16 protein-coding genes are annotated in these 17,044 nt (G+C 66.6%); 14 read left to right on the forward strand and 2 right to left on the reverse strand.

Going from position 1 to position 17,044, the window contains the following annotated elements:
* Positions 1-5: 5 nt before the first annotated feature.
* The 7 genes from GRX66_RS01220 to GRX66_RS01250 all read left to right on the forward strand — a co-directional run bounded on the left by GRX66_RS01220 (position 6) and on the right by GRX66_RS01250 (position 8,590).
* Positions 6-1,031 carry an ABC transporter permease gene (locus GRX66_RS01220; RefSeq protein WP_159524880.1) on the forward strand — a complete coding sequence of 342 codons (1,026 nt, stop codon included), beginning with the start codon at positions 6-8 and terminating at the stop codon, positions 1,029-1,031.
* Positions 1,028-1,942 (forward strand): ABC transporter permease, encoded by a 915-nt coding sequence (locus GRX66_RS01225; protein ID WP_159524881.1) that lies wholly within the window; start codon positions 1,028-1,030, stop codon positions 1,940-1,942. The genes GRX66_RS01220 and GRX66_RS01225 overlap by 4 nt, the downstream gene beginning before the upstream one ends.
* Positions 1,942-3,054: an ABC transporter ATP-binding protein gene (locus tag GRX66_RS01230; RefSeq protein ID WP_159524882.1), complete on the forward strand. Its 1,113-nt coding sequence runs from the start codon at positions 1,942-1,944 to the stop codon at positions 3,052-3,054. The genes GRX66_RS01225 and GRX66_RS01230 overlap by 1 nt, the downstream gene beginning before the upstream one ends.
* Positions 3,051-4,190: an ABC transporter ATP-binding protein gene (locus tag GRX66_RS01235; protein WP_159524883.1), complete on the forward strand. Its 1,140-nt coding sequence runs from the start codon at positions 3,051-3,053 to the stop codon at positions 4,188-4,190. Before GRX66_RS01230 ends, GRX66_RS01235 begins: the two co-directional genes overlap by 4 nt.
* 210 nt (positions 4,191-4,400) lie before the next feature.
* Entirely contained in the window at positions 4,401-6,446 is a 2,046-nt protein-coding gene (locus GRX66_RS01240) for a hydantoinase/oxoprolinase family protein (RefSeq protein ID WP_159524884.1), read from the forward strand.
* A 6-nt stretch (positions 6,447-6,452) separates the two neighbouring features.
* Complete coding sequence (locus GRX66_RS01245; protein WP_159524885.1) at positions 6,453-8,255, forward strand: hydantoinase B/oxoprolinase family protein; 1,803 nt, start codon at positions 6,453-6,455, stop codon at positions 8,253-8,255.
* Positions 8,252-8,590 carry a cupin domain-containing protein gene (locus GRX66_RS01250; RefSeq protein WP_325063900.1) on the forward strand — a complete coding sequence of 113 codons (339 nt, stop codon included), beginning with the start codon at positions 8,252-8,254 and terminating at the stop codon, positions 8,588-8,590. The genes GRX66_RS01245 and GRX66_RS01250 overlap by 4 nt, the downstream gene beginning before the upstream one ends.
* Before the next feature lie 34 nt (positions 8,591-8,624).
* Here the strand turns inward: GRX66_RS01250 and GRX66_RS01255 are convergent, their stop codons facing one another.
* Complete coding sequence (locus tag GRX66_RS01255; RefSeq protein WP_159524886.1) at positions 8,625-9,158, reverse strand: Lrp/AsnC family transcriptional regulator; 534 nt, start codon at positions 9,156-9,158, stop codon at positions 8,625-8,627.
* Positions 9,159-9,370: 212 nt separating this feature from the next.
* Here GRX66_RS01255 and GRX66_RS01260 point away from each other — a divergent pair, with 212 nt between their 5' ends.
* Complete coding sequence (locus GRX66_RS01260; RefSeq protein WP_159524887.1) at positions 9,371-9,685, forward strand: hypothetical protein; 315 nt, start codon at positions 9,371-9,373, stop codon at positions 9,683-9,685.
* 108 nt (positions 9,686-9,793) lie between these two features.
* On the opposite strand, the gene GRX66_RS01265 is transcribed toward GRX66_RS01260, so the two are convergent.
* Complete coding sequence (locus GRX66_RS01265; protein ID WP_159524888.1) at positions 9,794-10,906, reverse strand: pyridoxal-phosphate-dependent aminotransferase family protein; 1,113 nt, start codon at positions 10,904-10,906, stop codon at positions 9,794-9,796.
* A 271-nt stretch (positions 10,907-11,177) separates the two neighbouring features.
* Between GRX66_RS01265 and mbhE the strand changes: the two genes are divergently transcribed.
* From mbhE to GRX66_RS01295, 6 genes are read left to right on the forward strand one after another with little or no spacing between them, the layout of a single operon-like run.
* Entirely contained in the window at positions 11,178-13,574 is a 2,397-nt protein-coding gene (mbhE, locus tag GRX66_RS01270; RefSeq protein ID WP_159524889.1) for a hydrogen gas-evolving membrane-bound hydrogenase subunit E, read from the forward strand.
* On the forward strand, positions 13,571-14,035 hold the full coding sequence (locus GRX66_RS01275) for an MnhB domain-containing protein (RefSeq protein ID WP_325063901.1): 465 nt from the start codon (positions 13,571-13,573) through the stop codon (positions 14,033-14,035). The genes mbhE and GRX66_RS01275 overlap by 4 nt, the downstream gene beginning before the upstream one ends.
* Before the next feature lie 46 nt (positions 14,036-14,081).
* Positions 14,082-14,426: a sodium:proton antiporter gene (locus GRX66_RS01280; protein ID WP_159524890.1), complete on the forward strand. Its 345-nt coding sequence runs from the start codon at positions 14,082-14,084 to the stop codon at positions 14,424-14,426.
* A complete protein-coding gene (locus GRX66_RS01285) occupies positions 14,423-16,030 on the forward strand; it encodes a complex I subunit 5 family protein (RefSeq protein WP_159524891.1) in 1,608 nt (535 codons plus the stop codon). Before GRX66_RS01280 ends, GRX66_RS01285 begins: the two co-directional genes overlap by 4 nt.
* A complete protein-coding gene (locus GRX66_RS01290; protein WP_325063902.1) occupies positions 16,027-16,722 on the forward strand; it encodes a Na+/H+ antiporter subunit E in 696 nt (231 codons plus the stop codon). Before GRX66_RS01285 ends, GRX66_RS01290 begins: the two co-directional genes overlap by 4 nt.
* The gene (locus tag GRX66_RS01295) at positions 16,712-17,005 is read left to right on the forward strand and encodes a monovalent cation/H+ antiporter complex subunit F (RefSeq protein WP_159524892.1); all 294 of its coding nucleotides are present in this window, start codon (positions 16,712-16,714) and stop codon (positions 17,003-17,005) included. The genes GRX66_RS01290 and GRX66_RS01295 overlap by 11 nt, the downstream gene beginning before the upstream one ends.
* Positions 17,006-17,044: the final 39 nt, after the last annotated feature.

Below are 17,044 nucleotides of genomic sequence, written 5' to 3' on the forward strand. Positions count from 1 at the left end.
CCAACATGGGTTACAGAGATTATCTGATCAAACGCGGGCTGTCGACGATCCCGATGTTCCTGGGGTTGTCGGTGCTCATCTTCACGCTCGCCCGCGTCATTCCCGGTCGGCCGGCGCGGCTCGCGCTCGGTCCCCGTGCGACCGACGAGGCGGTCCAGCAGCTCCGCCGACAGATGGGGTTGAACGACCCGATCTGGCAGCAGTACGTCGAGTACATGGCTGGCCTCCTGCAGGGGGACCTCGGTCAGTCCCTGATCTCGGAGCGGAACGTCGCGACTGACCTGGTGGAGTACTTCCCGGCGACCTTCGAGTTGACGACGCTCGCGATGCTCATCGCGATCTTCGTCGGCGTCCCGCTGGGCGTCGTCGCCGGGCAGCACAAGGACAAGTGGCCGGACAACGCAAGTCGACTGTTCTCGTTCTTCAACGTCTCGCTCCCGCCGTTCTGGGCGGGCATCCTGCTCCAGTTGCTCGTCGCGTTCCAACTGGGCTGGCTCCCCTCGACGGGACGGATCGGTGACGTCAGTCCGATGCCCGTCGAAACGACGGGGGTACTGCTCGTGGACAGCCTCTTGGCGGCGAACGGTGCGGCGTTCGTGAGTGCCGCACAGCACCTCATTCTACCAGCAATCACGCTCTCGCTGGCGCCGATGGCGGACATCGCCCGGATGACGCGGTCGAGCTTCATCGAGGAGTACGACAAGGACTACGTCGAGGGGTTGCGCACGCACGGGATTCCGAACCGGCTGATCGCCTACAAGTACGTCCTCCGGAAGTCGTTCGCGTCCACGCTCACCATCATCGGGCTGGACTACGGCTTCCTCCTGGGGTCGGCGTTCGTCGTCGAGATCGTCTTCTCGTGGCCCGGGATGGCGTCCTACGGCGTCGAGGCGATTCTCCAGAAGGACATGAACGCGATGGTCGGGGTGACGCTCGTCGTCGGCGCTTCGTTCCTCCTCGTGAACTTCGTCGTCGACGTTCTCTACGGGTTCTTCGACCCGCGAGTCTGGCACGAGGGTGAGAGTGAATGAGTGACACTGAACCAACCGTCGACGACTCTACTGATAGCGCGCTGGCGCGACGCATCGACGACCTCAACCGCATCGTGTACCGGTTCCGCCAGAACCCGATGTCCGTCGTCGGGCTCGCCATCATCCTGTCGTTCGTCCTGATCGCCGTGTTCGCCCCCTGGATCGCGCCGTATCCCAGCGACGCGGGCCACGGTGGCGAGCCCGCCGTCCACTTCGACCAGAAGTTCGAATCGCCCAGCGCCGACCACCTGTTCGGGACCGACCAGGCGGGACGCGACATCTTCAGTCGCGTCCTGTTCGGCACGCGGCTGTCGCTGAAGATCGGGGTGGTCGTCCTCGCGGCCGCGGTCTCCATCGGCGTTCCGGTCGGACTCGTGGCGGGGTACGTCGGCGGCGGGGTCGGCATGACGCTGATGCGCATCACGGACGTGTTCCTGTCAGTTCCGCCGCTGGTCCTCGCGTTGTCCGTCAGCGTCGCGCTGGACTCGAGTCTGACCAACGCGATGCTCGCTATCGCGGCCGTCTGGTGGCCGTGGTACGCGAGGTTGACGTTCGGCGAAGTGCTGTCGGTCAAGAAGGAGACGTACGTGGAAGCCAGCCGCGGCATCGGGGCTACCTCGTTCCGCACCATCTTCCGGGACATCCTCCCGAACGTGCTCGCGCCGATTACGGTGAAGATGAGCCTCGACATGGGGTACGCCATCCTCGTGGCCGCGGCCCTCGGCTTCCTCGGCCTGGGTGCCCAGCCGCCGACCCCCGAGTGGGGAACGATGGTGAGCCAGGGCCGCGATTACCTGCCCGGTCAGTGGTGGTACTCGACGTTCCCCGGCCTCGCCATCTTCCTCATCGTGCTCGGGTTCAACTTCCTCGGTGACGGACTCCGCGACATGTTCGACGTGGAGGTACAGTAATGACAGGCTCACTACTCGACGTTCACGACCTCTCGGTATCGTTCGACACCTACGAAGGCCGCCACGACGTCCTCGACGGCGTCGACCTCACGGTCAACGAGGGCGAAACCGTCGCGCTGGTCGGCGAAACTGGCTGCGGGAAGTCCGTCACTGCACGCTCGATAATGGGGACGCTGCCCCGCCCCCCGGGCGACATCACGAGCGGCGAAATCCGCTACGACGGGGCGGACCTCCTCGCCGACGAGGCGGCCCACGAGCGCGTCAAAGGCGACGAGATGAGCATGATCTTCCAGGACCCCATGACGTACCTCTCGCCGGTGTACCCCGTCGGGTCGATGATGGCCGACGTCGCAACCTACAGCGGCGGCAGAGACGCCTCCTGGTGGGAGATACTCAAGAACCTCCTCGGCCACCGGGCGGACAGAGAGGCGATTCGCGAACGGAGCGTCGAACTCCTCGACCGGATGCGGATTCCCGACCCGGAAGGGACCCTCGACCGGTACCCGGTGGAGCTCTCCGGCGGGATGCGGCAGCGCGTCATCATCGCGATGGCGCTCATCAACGAACCCGACTTCCTCATCGCGGACGAACCCACGACCGCCCTCGACGTCACGGTCCAGAACCAGATTCTGGACCTGCTGCGCGAGCGCGTCGAGGAGCGCGACCTCTCGATGCTGTACATCACGCACAACCTCGGTGTCGCACGGGAGATTGCCGACCGGATCTGCATCATGTACGCCGGCGAGATCGTGGAGGTCGGACGCACCGAGGACATCTTCGACGCGCCGCTCCACCCCTACACCCGCGGGCTCCTGGAGAGCATCCCGAAGCTCACCGGGTTCGAGGGAACGGGGATCGACGGCCAGATTCCCGACTACACCGACCCGCCGTCCGGGTGTCGGTTCCACCCGCGGTGCCCGGCCGCCATGGAGGGCACCTGCGACGTCGAGCCCGTCGAGGAGTACGCGGTCGGCGACGACCGGACCGTGGCCTGCCACCTCTACGAGGACGGCATGGACTTCGAGGACGCAGCTGCAATCGCCGCCGACGAGGCGACGTACCGCGGCGAGGACGCCCAGCCGGCGGAGGCCGGTGTTGGTGGTGAACGATGAGTGCTGATTCACCCGAGCCTCCGGACGCCGGCAGTTCGTCGACCGAGTCCCGGACGGCGATCCACCGGGCGGAAGACCGAGCGGGAGACCCGCTCGTCTCGGTCCGCGACCTCAAGAAGCACTATCCGGTCAGCGACGGCTTGCTCAACCGCTCGAAGTCGTACGTGAAGGCCGTCGACGGCGTGAGTTTCGACATCTTCCCGGGGGAGACGTTCGCGGTCGTCGGCGAATCAGGGTGCGGGAAGACGACACTGGGGAAGACGGTCGCTCGGCTCTACGGGGCGACCGACGGCACCTTGACGTTCGACGGCCGCGACGTCACCGAACTCGAGGGGAAGCAGTTACGCCGACTCCGCCGCGACGTCCAGGTGGTCTACCAGGACCCGTCGTCGTCGCTGAATCCGCGGCGCCGCATCGGGAACATCATCCGCGAGCCGCTGGACGTCCACGACGTCGGGACGAAGGCACAGCGCCGCGACCGCGTCGCGGAGCTCTTGCGCATGGTCGATCTGCCGGTCGAGTTCCGGCATCGGTATCCCAACGCGCTGTCGGGCGGCCAGAAGCAGCGCGTCGCCATCGCGCGAGCGATCGCCGTCGAGCCGAAGTTCGTGGTGTTAGACGAGCCGACGAGCGCACTCGACGTGTCGGTGCAGGCGAAGGTGATCTCGCTCCTGGACGACCTGCAGGACGAACTCGGGCTGACGTATCTGCTGATCAGCCACGACCTCAGCCTGGTGAAGAACGTCGCGGACCGGATCGGGGTGATGTACCTCGGGAACTTCATGGAGGTCGCGGACAGTCGAGCGCTGTTCCGCAACCCACTGAATCCGTACACGGAGCAGCTACTGTCGGCGATTCCGGTGATCGAGAGCCACGAGCAGTCGTTGAAGCCGACCGCCGTGGAGGTGCAGGGTGAAACCCCGGACCCGCAGAATCCGCCGAGCGGGTGTCCGTTCAATCCGCGGTGTCATCGGCGGTTCGATGCCTGCGACGCTGTGGAGCCCGAACTGGTCGAGGTGGAACCCGGCCATCTGACTCGGTGTCTCCACACGCCGGGCGAGAAGCGCGAGGAGGTGAGAAAGGCGCTCCCCGACGGTGTATCCTTCGAGGAACGGGACGGAACGCTGACTGACTGAGCGCGGTGCTCGGCTGGCGTGGCTGCAGTCAGTGTCTGTCCATCCAATCGGCCACGCCACCCATTCTCTCGTTTCGTAATCCGAACCACTACTTTTGCCACGCAACCGCCACTGCTGTAGACGAATAGTCTGGCAGAGATTTCTTTTCGGTTAGAAATAAGGGTATCAGTACACGATAAGTTTATAGACCGCCACGTTTTGGTGTGCGGTATGGCAGAGGATACCAGTCGGGTCGCCGTCGACATCGGGGGCACGTTCACTGACCTCGTCGCAGTCGACGACGGCGCACTCGCACTCGAGAAAGCGTCGACCACGCCGTCGAACTTCGCGGACGGCGTCATCGACGCCCTCGAGAAGTGCGAACTCGACCCCGGAATCATCGACCAGTTCGTCCACGGCACGACCGTCGTCATCAACGCGATAACCGAGCGGAACGGCGACGACACCGCCCTCCTCACCACGGAGGGCTTCCGCGACGTCCTGGACATCACGCGGGCGAACCGCCCGGACATGTTCAACTTCCAGTACCAGAAACCGGAGCCGTTCGTCCCCCGGCGCCACCGCTGGGAAGTCCCCGAACGCGTCGACCAGTCCGGAGACGTTCTCACGCCACTCGACGAAGACGCCGTCCGCGAGGCCGCCCGAGAAATACGGGACGCCGGCTTCGACACCATCGCCGTCAGCCTCCTCCACAGCTACCAGAACCCGGCCCACGAACAGCGAGTTCGGGACCTCGTCGCCGACGTCCACCCGGACGCGTACGTCACTCTCTCGCACGAACTGACGAAGGAATACCGCGAGTACGAACGCACGAACACCGCCGTCCTGAACTCTTACGTTCGACCCATCGCCGATACGTACCTCGACTCGCTCGAGGGGCGTCTCCACGACCACGCCGTCGACGGGAACACGTACGCGATGAAGTCGAACGCTGGCACGACGAGCTTCGAGCAGGCCCGCCGTCGCCCCGTCGAAATGGTGGAGAGCGGGCCGGTCGGTGGCGTCTACGGGGCGGCCAGAGTCGGCGAACAGATCGGCGACCCCGACGTCGTCAGCTTCGACATGGGCGGAACCACCGCGAAGACGTCCCTCGTCCAGGACGGGGACGTGACCATCGACACGGACTACTGGCTGGAGTCGTCGCAACGGGACGAGGGCTACCCGCTCAAAATCCCGGTGGTCGACATCGTCGAGATCGGCGCCGGCGGCGGTTCGATCGCCTGGGTCGACCAGGGCGGCTCGATCAACGTCGGCCCGCAGTCCTCCGGCGCAGACCCAGGTCCGGCCTGTTACGGCCGCGGCGGGACAGACCCGACGGTCACCGACGCGAACCTCCTCACCGGTCGCCTCAACCCCGACTACTTCCTCGGCGGCGAGATGGCACTCGATACGGACGCCGCCCGCGACGCCCTAGAACCGCTCGCCGACGAATTCGGCACGAGCGTGCGTGAAGCCGCCCACGGCGTCCTCCGCGTCGTCAACTCCAACATGGCGAACGCGCTGAAACAGGTCAGCCTCCGGCGCGGCCACGACCCGCGGGACTTCGTCATGGTCGCGAGCGGCGGCGCGGGGCCGCTCCACGCGGCGACCCTCGGCCGCGAACTCGGCGTCAAGGAGACGGTTGTCCCGCGCGCTCCCGGGCAGTTCTCCGCGTGGGGGATGCTGTTGACCGACCTCCGGAAGGACTTCGCACGGACCAACGTCGGGTCCTTCGACGCCGACACCGCAGCCGAAATCGACGGCATCTTCGCGGACATGGAGACCGAAGCGCGCGACGCGTACGCCCGGGAAGACGTCTCGCTGGACGACCTCAATCTCGAGCGGACCGTCGACCTCCGGTACGCCGGCCAGGAGCACACCGTCAACACGCCCGTTCAGGCCGAGACCGTCGACGCGTCCGTCGTCGGGGAGACCATCGAGCGGTTCCACGACAGGCACGAACAGACCTACAACTTCCGCATGGACGACGCGGTCGAGGTCGTCAACCTCAGGCTCACGGCGTACGCACCGATGCCGAAGCCGGAGGTCTCCCCGGTCGAAACCGACGCCTCACCCGCGGCTGCCGTCAAATCGACCAGGTCCGTCGACTTCGGGACAGAGGGCGTCCACGACACTCGCGTGTTCGAACGCGACGCCCTCCCGACGACCGAGCCAATCGAGGGCCCGGCAGTGATCGAAGAACCGGCCTGTACGACGCTCGTCCACCCCGACCAGACTGTCGACGTGGACGCGCTCGGCAACCTCCACATCTCGTAACCACCAATGCAATCTGAAACTGACACGCAAGCGCAGACCGCAAGCGTCGACCCCTTCACGCGAGAAGTCGTCACGAACGCGTTACAGAGTGCGGCCGAGGAGATGTTCCTGAACCTCGGCCGCACCGCGAAATCGAGTGTCATCTACGAGACGCTCGATTACGCGTGCGGCATCACCGACGCGGAGGCGAACGTCGTCGCACAGGCGAACGGCGTCCCGGGATTCCTCGGGACGCTCAAATTCTGCGTCGCGGACGCCATCGAGAAGTTCGGACGGGACGGCTTCGACCCCGGTGACGTCGTCCTCCTGAACGACTACCACGGCGGCACTCACCTCAACGACGTCGCGATGGTCGCGCCGATCTTCGTCGACGACGAACTGGTCGGATTCACCGCGTCGAAAGCCCACTGGACGGACGTGGGCGGTAAAGACCCCGGGTCGTGGACGACTGACGCGACCAGCGTCTTCCAGGAAGGCATCCAGTACCCGATGGTGAAACTCTACGAGGGCGGCGACCGGAACGACGCGGTCTACGACATCGTCGTCGCCAACACCCGGATGCCGGACGTCACCCGCGGCGACATGCAGGCCCAGAAATCCTCGATGGACGTCGGCGCCGAACGCGTCGTCGACGTCTTCAATCGCTACGGCACGGACACCGTCCGGCAGGCCGTCGCGGACGAGTTCGACGCCGGCGAACAGCTCGTGCGCGAGGAGATCCAGACGCTCCCGAACGGCACGTACACCGCAGAAGACTACCTCGACGACGACGGCGTCACTGACGACCCCGTCCACGTCGAAGTCGAAGTCACCATTCGAGACGAGACGATCGAACTCGACTACACCGGGACCGACCCAGCGACTGACGGCCCCATCAACTCCCCGTACGCGGCTTCAGTCAGCGACATCCGTGCGTTCTTCCAGGCAATCACGCTCCCGGAGGCGGAAACCAACGAGGGGTTCTTCCGCCCGCTCGAAATCACGATTCCCGAAGGAACGGTGTTGAACGCCACGAAGCCGGCGCCCATCGGGACCGACTGGGAGGGGTCCGCCATGGCCGCCGACCTCCCGTGGCAGGCGCTCGCACCGCACCTGCCCGACCGATTGTCTGCCGGTCACTTCCTGAGCGTCTGTGCGACCATCGTCGGCGGCCACGACGAGCGCCGCGACGAGGACTTCCTCGTCGTCGAGCCCCAGCCCGGCGGCTGGGGTGCCAGCCCCGGCAAGGACGGCGCGGACGTCCTCGTCTGTTCGGGGGACGGTGACACACTCGAGATGCCCGTCGAAGTGATGGAAACCCGCTTCCCGTTGCTGTTCGACCAGTTTGCGCTCGACACGCCCCAGGAGGCCGGCCACGGCGAATTCCGGGGCGGAACGGGGCTCGTCCAGGACTACCGAATGTACAACGCGTCCGGCGGCTTCATCACCGCCGGATTCGGCCGCTCGAAGTTCCCGCCCTGGGGCGTCGAGGGCGGCCGGGACGGCGACGGCAACTACATCGAGATCGTCCGCGACGGCGACGGGAGCGTCGAGCGACACAGCAACCTCACGAACCACGAACTCGGCGAGGACGACGTCGCGCGCCTCGTGACGAGCGCCGGTGGCGGGTGGGGCGACCCCTTCGACCGCGACCCCGAGCGCGTCCTCGAGGACTACCGCGACGACTACATCACGCGACAGACGGCACGTGAGGAGTACGGCGTCGCCATCACGGAGGCCGGCGAACTCGACGCGGCCGCGACCAGTTCGCTCCGCGAGGCCGGCGCGACACCGACTGACGGCGAGCCGAACCGGGGTGAGACCCAGTGAGCGACGACGCCGTCGAACTGACCGACCTCGAGTCGGTCTGGGAGGACAGCACCGGGAGCCCGTTGACGCTGTTCGAATCCGAGGACCCCGAATCCGAGACGGGGTCGTACGTCATCCAGCCGGGGGAGCGCGTGCCCGAGGACGGGTGGACGAGTCACGGGGGCGACGAGGTGTCCGTCGTCCTGGAGGGCGAAGTCACACTCGTCACGCCCAGCGGCGAGTACAGCGTGTCGGCCGGAACGCTGTCGGTGATTCCCGCCGGCGTCGAACACTACAGCGTCAACGACACCGACTCCCCGACGAAACTCGTGTACACCGCCATCGGCGGCCTCTGACCCGTTCGAGGCCGCTGTCCGCCCGTGGACGCCCCTAGTCCGTCTCTTCGTCGAGCGTCTTGTGCCACGCCTTGTGGGTCTTCGTGACCGGGATCGTCTCGTAGTTCTCGACGGCGTCGTCGTCCTGGAGTAGCGACCGCAGGTAGGTCTTCACGTCCGACAGCGAGGCGTGCCAGACGCGGAGCAGGAGGTCGTACCTGCCCATGTACTCCTCGATCTCGTAGATGAGCTCTTCGCCCTTGACCGCGTCCAGGAACGAGTCGAGTTCCGCACTGCCGACGCCGGAGTCCAGGGTGACGAAGACGTCGGCGTACGCGAGGTCCGCTTCCTGGAGGACGAGCACGCCGAGGACGTCGACGAGTCCCTCGTCCTGTAGCTTCTTCCGCCGCCGTCGCGCAGCGGTTCTGGAGAGCCCGACGCGTTCCCCGATCTCCGTGTCGGACATTCGGCCGTCCTCGTTCAGGGCTTTGTAGATGCGGTAGTCGGTCTCGTCGAGGTGCTCTTTCAGGATCTGCTTGACTTTGTCGTTGTCCAGCCACTCGTCAGCGGGGGTCGCCTGTGGAGCCATTAGTTGCGTGTTCTCCCCCCGGGGAAGTGTAGTTATCGGTCAATCTGTCACGGGGGACGTTCCGAATCGGGCTCGAAATCCGGTTTCACCTCGCAAAAAATCTGTCACCGGTCCTATGAATTCGATTTTGACAGGCAATTCCACCGGCCACAGGTCCCACGGCGCATCGCGTCTTTCGGGTCGTTTTTCCCACGCACCCGACACGCGTCCGTATGGTCACCCTCGGCACGAAACTCGTCCAGATGGACGCCGTTCCCGCCACCCTTCACTACGCCGACGGCGGCCAGGACGGGCCCCTGGAACTCCAGCACGTCCAGGTGGACGACGACACCGTATCGGCAGTCATCTACGTGCAGTCGGGCGGCACGCGGTCGCTCGCTCGCCTCACCGGTCGCCTCGACGACGACGAACTCGAACTCCAGATCTCCACCGAACGAGCTGATTTCGACTCCCTCGAGGCGTTCCTCGACGCCGACGACATCTTCGAGACCGCCAGAACCGTCACGGACATCCAGACCCACGTCTAATACAACTTCGCGCCGCCGAACCGACCACAACTTCGCGCCGCCGAATCGCCCCACCGCTTCAGTCGCGAACTGCCCCTACAGTCCGGCGACGTCTTCGGCGAACTGCCCCTACAGTCCGGCGACGTCTTCGATGGCGTCGGTCAACGCTTCGATGCTCTCGACGGTGTGCTCGCCCATGTGCCCGATGCGGAACGTCCGCCCGCCGAGCGTCGACCCGTAGCCGTTCGAGAACGCCATGTCGTACTCCTCGGAGACGTCCTCGATTACAGCAGCGACGTCCAGGCCCGGTGTATTCTCGATGCAGCTCACGGTCTGTGACTCGTAGCCCGCCTCCGGGAACACGTCGAAGTGCTCGCGCGCCCAGTCCCGCGTGTACTCGGCCATCTCTCGGTGGCGCTGGTCGCGCGCCTGGTGCCCCTCCTCGAGCATGTGCTTCATCTGCTTGCGGTACGCGAGCATGATCGGAATCGCGGGCGTGGAGTGGGTCTGCCCCTTCCGGTCGTAGTAGTCCAGCGACCGCTGGAACCCGCCGTACCAGGACGCCGACTCCGACTCGACCTCCCGCTCGTAGGCGTCGTCGCTGACGACACACACCGCCAACCCGGGCGGCATCGCGAACGCCTTCTGCACCGACGTGAAGATGACGTCGATGTCGTGCTCGTCGATGTCGACGTAGTCGCCGCCGAGCGCCGAGACGGCGTCGACGACGAACAGCGTCTCCGGGTAGTCGGCGACGACGTCCCCGATCTCCTCGATCGGGTTGCGGACGCCGGTCGAACTCTCGTTCATCACGCACGTCACCACGTCGTAGTCCGTCTCGCTCGCCTCGAGGGCGTCCCGCACGTCGCCGGGTTTGACCGCCTGCCCCCACTCGTATTCGAGCGTGTCGACGGTCTTCCCGAGGCGCTCGGCGACGTTCGCCTGGCGCTCGCTGAAACTCCCGCACGTCGTCACGAGGACGTCCTCGTCGACGAGGTTGAGGATTGCGCTCTCCATGAACTCCGTCCCCGAGGCGGTCAACACGATGACGTCGTTGTCGGTCCCGAGGAACGTCTTCGTGTCCTCGACGACGGTCGTGTAGAGGTCCGTCATCTGGTCCATGCGATGCCCGAACATCGGCTCGCACATCGCGTCGAGAACGTCGTCGCGGACTTCGGTCGGCCCCGGAATGTACAGCGTCTGCTCCGCGTACTCGCCGGTGTACTCGCGTTTCTCAGTCATAGGGACTCCTGGATACGACTAGGTTCACAGCAGGACAGGATGTGTGTTGTGATGGCGCGAACACTGGCCGCAGCACACGCCCGCCGAGGTGGAGCCCACCGTTTGCCGCGGTCGCATTGCTCGCGCGTCTCCCGGGCGGGCGGTCCCGTTGGCACTCCCCGGCCTGATACGTTTGTCAACAGGTACTTTGGAGTTGGTGTGCAATGGTCGGAGAGAGGCTGACTACGATGGGTACCGGCACCGGAGTACCGGCTGACACCGACGATTACTGATGGCACCAGACCTGACTGTCGTTACGACTGCCGTCGCGGTTCCCTTCGTCGCTGCGGTCCTCGCACCGCTGCTGTATCGGGTCCTCGGTGAACGGACTGGCTACGCGGGGGCCGCCGTCGCGGCGGCGAGTTTCGGACTGCTCGCGACGCAAGTCGGCAGTCACGGCACCGTCAGGAGTCCGTGGATCCCCGCGCTCGAGGTGGGCCTCCAGTTCACTATCGATGGGTGGGGACTCCTGTTCGCGCTCCTGGCCAGCGGCATCGGCGTCCTCGTGTTCGTCTACTCGGCGCGGTACATGCACGGCGAGAGCGGCCTCGCGCGCTACTACGCGGCGCTACTGGCGTTCATGGGCTCGATACTCGGCGTCGCGCTCGCGTCGGACCTCGTGTTCATCTTCGTGTTCTGGGAGCTGACGAGCCTCAGTTCGTTCGTGCTCATCGGCCACTACACCGAGGACGCCGAGTCGCGGTACTCGGCTCGGATGGCGATGGTCGTGACCGTCGGCGGCGGCCTGTGCCTGCTCGCTGGCCTGCTCGTGCTCGCGGTGGCAGCGCGCGGGGCTCTCGGCGGCGTGACGTTCGACCTGGCGGCGATGCTCGCGAACGACGAGGCGATGCGTGCCTCGCTGCGCGAGTCGGGGCTGTTCGTGCCGGCGCTCGCCCTGGTCGTCACGGCCGCGGCGGCCAAGTCCGCGCAGGTCCCGCTACACTTCTGGCTGCCGAACGCGATGGTGGCGCCGACGCCCGTCTCCGCGTTCCTCCATTCCGCGACGATGGTCAAGGTCGGCGTCTACTTCCTCGGACGCGTTCGACCACTGATGATGAGTCCGGAGTGGGTGTTGCTCGTCGCGACGCTGGGCCTGCTGACGATGACCGTCGGGGCGCTGCTGGCTGTGGCCGCGACCGACACCAAGGAGTTGCTCGCATACTCGACGGCGAGCCACCTCGGGCTGATGGTCGCGGGCTTCGGCTTCGACGTCGTGTACGGCGGCGAGGCCGGGACGTTCCACCTGCTCAATCACGCCCTGTTCAAGGCGCCGCTGTTCCTCGTCGCGGGAATCGTCGCCCACGAGGCCGGCACGCGTAATCTCGACAATCTCGGGGGACTGTGGCGGGAGCTCCCGATAACGGCTGCTATCACTGGGGTCGCCGCGTTGAGCATGGCCGGCATCCCGCCGTTCAATGGCTTCTACTCGAAGGAACTGCTGTTCGAGGCGACCTACGAGGTTGCTCACGAGGCAGGCGGGCTCGCCTGGCTGTATCCGGGCGTGGCGACGGTCGCGAGCGTGTTCACCGTCGTGTACTCGGTGAAGTTCCTCGCGATGTTCGTCGGCGAGCGCCGAGCGCCAATCGCTGACATCCACCGGCCACCGCTGGCGCTCGTCGGACCCCCCGCCGCGCTGGCCACCGCAGCGGCCGTGGTCAGCGTCGCCCCCCAACTGGCCGTCGACGCCATCGTCCAGGGGGCCGTCGAAGCAACCGCCACCGGCAAAGCACACCTCGAAGTTGGGCTGCCGACGCACTTTTCGCCCCCTGTCGGGATGTCCGCCGTTGCAATCGTCGGCGGGCTCGCGACGTATCCGTTTACGGAGCGCCTCGCGGCGGGCATCGGACGGGGCGTCGATGCCCCGATTCCCGTGCGGCCCAGCGGATGGTACGACTGTGCCGTCTCGACGGCAACGACGACCAGCGCCCGGTTCGGCCCGCTGGTCCACAACGGCCTCCTGCGGACGTACGTGTTCTGGGTGGCGGCGGCTGGGAGCGTTCTCGCGCTCGCTGGCTTCGCCGCTACCGCGGGGGTCCCAGAACTGGACGTAGTCGGCGTGCCGCTGGCCGTCACTGTCGTCCTTGTTGTCGCTGTCCTCGCCGGACTGGCGGTTGTGACTGCGTCGTCGCACGTTGCCGGCGTCCTGACGCTGGCGATTCTGGGCTTCATGATTGCCATCTTCTTCATCCTCGCGAGCGCGCCGGACCTGGCGCTCACGCAACTGGTCGTCGAGACGCTCGTGCTCCTGTTGTTCCTGCTGGTCCTCCAGCGGTTGCCGTCGTTCTACGCGGACGTCCGACCGCTCGTGCTCGCCCGCGACGCGGTTCTGTCGATTCTGGTGGGCGCGATGGCGTTCGCGTCAGTCCTCCTGACGACACCCGGACCCGATGCCGACCCGTCGAGCGTCGCCGAGTATTACACGGCGCAGGCGGTCCCGGGTGGTGGCGGGTCGAACGTCGTCAACGTCGTCCTCGTGGATTTCCGGGCGTTCGACACGCTGGGCGAGCTGCTGGTGGTCACGGTCGCCGCGATCGCCATCCTCGTGCTCGTGACCATGCGGATTCGTGGCGAGGAGGCCGTGACCGAGGGCGAGGAGGAACCGGTTTCCGACGGGGGTGACCTGCCGTGACGACGACGATCATGCGGACGACGGCACGGGTGACCGTCCCCATCGTCCTCGTCCTCTCGATTTCGCTGTTCCTGCAGGGCCACAACCTACCCGGCGGCGGGTTCATCGGCGGCGTCCTCACCACGGCCGCGCTGGTGCTCATCTACGTCGCCTACGACCTCGACTACCTCGAGTCGGGGGTGCTCGGCCAGGAGGTCGAGTCCGGCACCAGTATTTTCGAGCACCGCACGGTCCTCGCCTACCGCCGGACGCTACTGTTGGGTCTGCTGGTCGTCTTCGGTAGCGGGGTCGCCGGGTTCCTGGTCGGCGACCCGTTCCTGACCCAGACGTACGTCCACCTCGAGGGCGTCCCGATCTATCACGAGGTCGAGCTCGCGAGCGCGCTCGTGTTCGACCTGGGCGTGTTCCTCGTCGTGGTCGGTAGCCTCCTGACGATCGTTTCGGTGGTGAGCGCCGAATGACTCGGCGCACAGAGTCGTCGGCTTTCCGAAGTGGGGCTGGTACCCGATGAGCGTCGCCCTTGCAGTCGCCGTCGGCGGGTTGTTCGCCGTCGGGACCTTCCTGCTGTTGCGGCGGGACCTGGTACGGGTCGTCTTCGGGCTCGCTGTCGTGTCGCAGGCGACGTTCGTCTACCTGATCGCGATGGGCGGCGTCGCGGAGGGCGCCCGGGAACTCGTGCCCGTCCTCGACACGCACGGCGGCGGGGTTCCCGAGATCGCCGACCCAGTGGTGCAGGCACTCGTCCTGACGGCTATCGTCATCAGCTTCGGGACGACCGCGCTGGCGCTGGTCCTGTCGTATCGCGCCTACGAGGAGAACGAGACCATCGACGTCACGGAGTGGGTTCGATGAGCCGGCTCGTCATCGCGCCGCTGCTAGTCGTGCTCGGGACCGCCGTGCTCACGCTGGCGCTCGGCCGGCGGCCACAGCTACAGCGCGCGACGAGCGTGGCCGGCGTCGTCGGCTACGTCGCGGCTGTGTCCGTTGCCGTCTGGACGTTCGTCCTCGCGCCAGCGGCGCCCGGCGCGGCGACCTACCAGGTGGGTGACTGGCCCGCCCCCTTCGGAATCACACTCGTGCTCGACGGGCTGTCGGCGTTCATGCTGACCATCGCCGCGGCCGTCGGGCTCGCTTCGATGCTGTTCGCGGTCCGGTACGTCACCCCCGAGAACCAGCGCGTCTACTACCACCCGCTGTTCCACCTGCTCCTGGTGGGCGTGACGGGCGCGTTCCTCACCGGCGACCTGTTCAATTTGTTCGTCTGGTTCGAAGTGATGTTGATCGTCAGTTACGTGTTCGTCGCGTTCTACGGCACCGACTACGCCACTGCGGCGTCGTTCCGGTACCTGGTGTTGAACCTGTTCGGGAGCGCGCTCATGCTCGTGGCCGTCGGCGGCCTGTACGCCACCACAGGCACGCTGAACATGGCGGACATGGCTCGGCGGCTGGCCAATCCCGCCGCGTACGGCGTCGACCCAGCACCCGTCGTCGGGCTGTCGGCTCTGCTGCTTGCGGTGTTCGCGCTGAAGGCCGGGCTCGTCCCGTTCCAGTTCTGGGTGCCCGCCGCCTACACCGCCGCGCCGCCGCCGATCACTGCGATGTTCGCGGGCGTCACGAAGAAGGTCGGCATGTACGCCGTCGTCCGCCTCTACTTCACGGTCTTCGCGGGCGTGCCAGTCTCCGTCGACCTGGCCGGCTCCCTCGGTGCTTCGCCGCTGGCCTTCCTCGCACCGGTGTTGGCAGCGATGGGAATCGCGAGCATACTCGTCGGCGGGTTCGGCGCAGTCGGCCAGGACCGACTCGAGGGCGTGTTCGCGTACTCGAGCGTCGGCCAGGTCGGCTTCATCGCCCTCCCCATCGCCGTCGCCGCGGCGGCCGACCCAACGGGGTCGCTGCGCGGCGTCGCCATCGCTGCTGCCCTGGTGTTCGCGCTCCACCACGCGCTCGTGAAGGGGCTGCTCTTCCTGTCGTCGGCCGCGGTCCAGGACGCGACCGGGACGGACAGCCTGCGAGACCTCGGCGGCGTCGCTGGTCACTCGCCAGTGCTCTCGGGAGCGGTCTTCGTCGCCCTCCTCTCGCTGATCGGGCTCCCGCCGTTGACTGGATTCTTCGGGAAGTTCCTCGCGTTCGACACGGCGGTCCGGGGACTCGCGGTCGACCTCGGCGTGCTGTCGACACTCGCGTTGGTCGCGTTGCTCCTCGGCGCCGTACTCACGATTCTGTACGCGACGCGGGTGTGGGTCGACGGCTTCTGGGGGCCCGAGACGCCGGCGGTCGAGACCTCGACTGTCGACCAGGGACAGGTCGCAGTCCTCGTCGCGCTCGCGGCCGCCGTCGTGCTCGTTGGCGTCGGATTCGACCCGGTGTACCGGTTCGCCGAGACGGCCGCGAGCGCGGCCATCGACACCGAAGCATACGTCGACGTCGTGGGCCTCGACGGGGGTGGCGGCGCGTGACCCGGAGTTGGCCGGTCGCGGGCGTCGTCTTCGGCGTCACCTGGGTGTTCGTCCACGGGCCACCGCTCAGCCCCGCCCCGCTCGCCGGGTCGCTGCTGCTCGGATTCGCGGTCGGCTTCCCCATGGCCTACGTCTTCCGACGCCTCTACGGGGATACCGTCGACCTCGGCCGTTCGGTTCGCGGCGTCCCCTACATGGTGCTGTACACGCTGGCGTTCGTCCGCGAGGCAGTCGTCGCCAGTCTCGACGTCACGTACCGCGTGCTCGCGCCCTCCGGCCCGGTCGAACCCGAGGTAATTCTCATTCCACTGCGGGTGCAGTCGGACCTCGGCGTGACCACCATCGCCAACAGCATCACCATGACGCCCGGCTCGCTCACACTCGACTACGACTCCGAGGAGAACGCACTGTACGTCCACGTCATCGACGGGAGCGACCCGGTGGACATCGTCGACCCGATCCGCGTCTGGGAGAACTACGCGCTCGTCATCTTCGACGAGGAACTGTCGCCGGACGACCCCGCGCCGGACTTCGCAGTCTACCCGCCAGACCAGACCCATCCCGTGCTCGAGCAGGCCGCACCTGACAGCGAGACAGCGGGAGAGACGGATTCGGAGGCACCGGTGGAGTCGGAGGCCGAGACTGGACCGCCGACCGAGGAGTCGAGTGGGGGTGACGGCGATGGCCGTTGAGGGGACGGTCGCGCTGGTCGTCGACGCCGCGATCGTCCTCGTGGCCCTGCTGAATCTGCTGTGCGGGTACCGCGTGGTCCGTGGACCGACGGTTCCCGACCGGGTGGTCGCGCTGGACGCAATCGCGACGAACGTCGTCGCCATCGCCGTCCTGTTCGCGATCAAGACCGACCGAGGCCTCTTCGTGACCGTCAGCCTCGTCCTCGCCATCATCGCGTTCCTCTCGACGGTCGCGGTCGCCAAGTTCGTCACCGAAGGCGACATCATCGTCACACAGGACTGAACCCAGCATGTATCACGAACACTCACGACAGGCCGTGCG

It is taken from the genome of Halobacterium bonnevillei, assembly GCF_009831555.1.
GTDB lineage: Archaea > Halobacteriota > Halobacteria > Halobacteriales > Halobacteriaceae > Halobacterium > Halobacterium bonnevillei.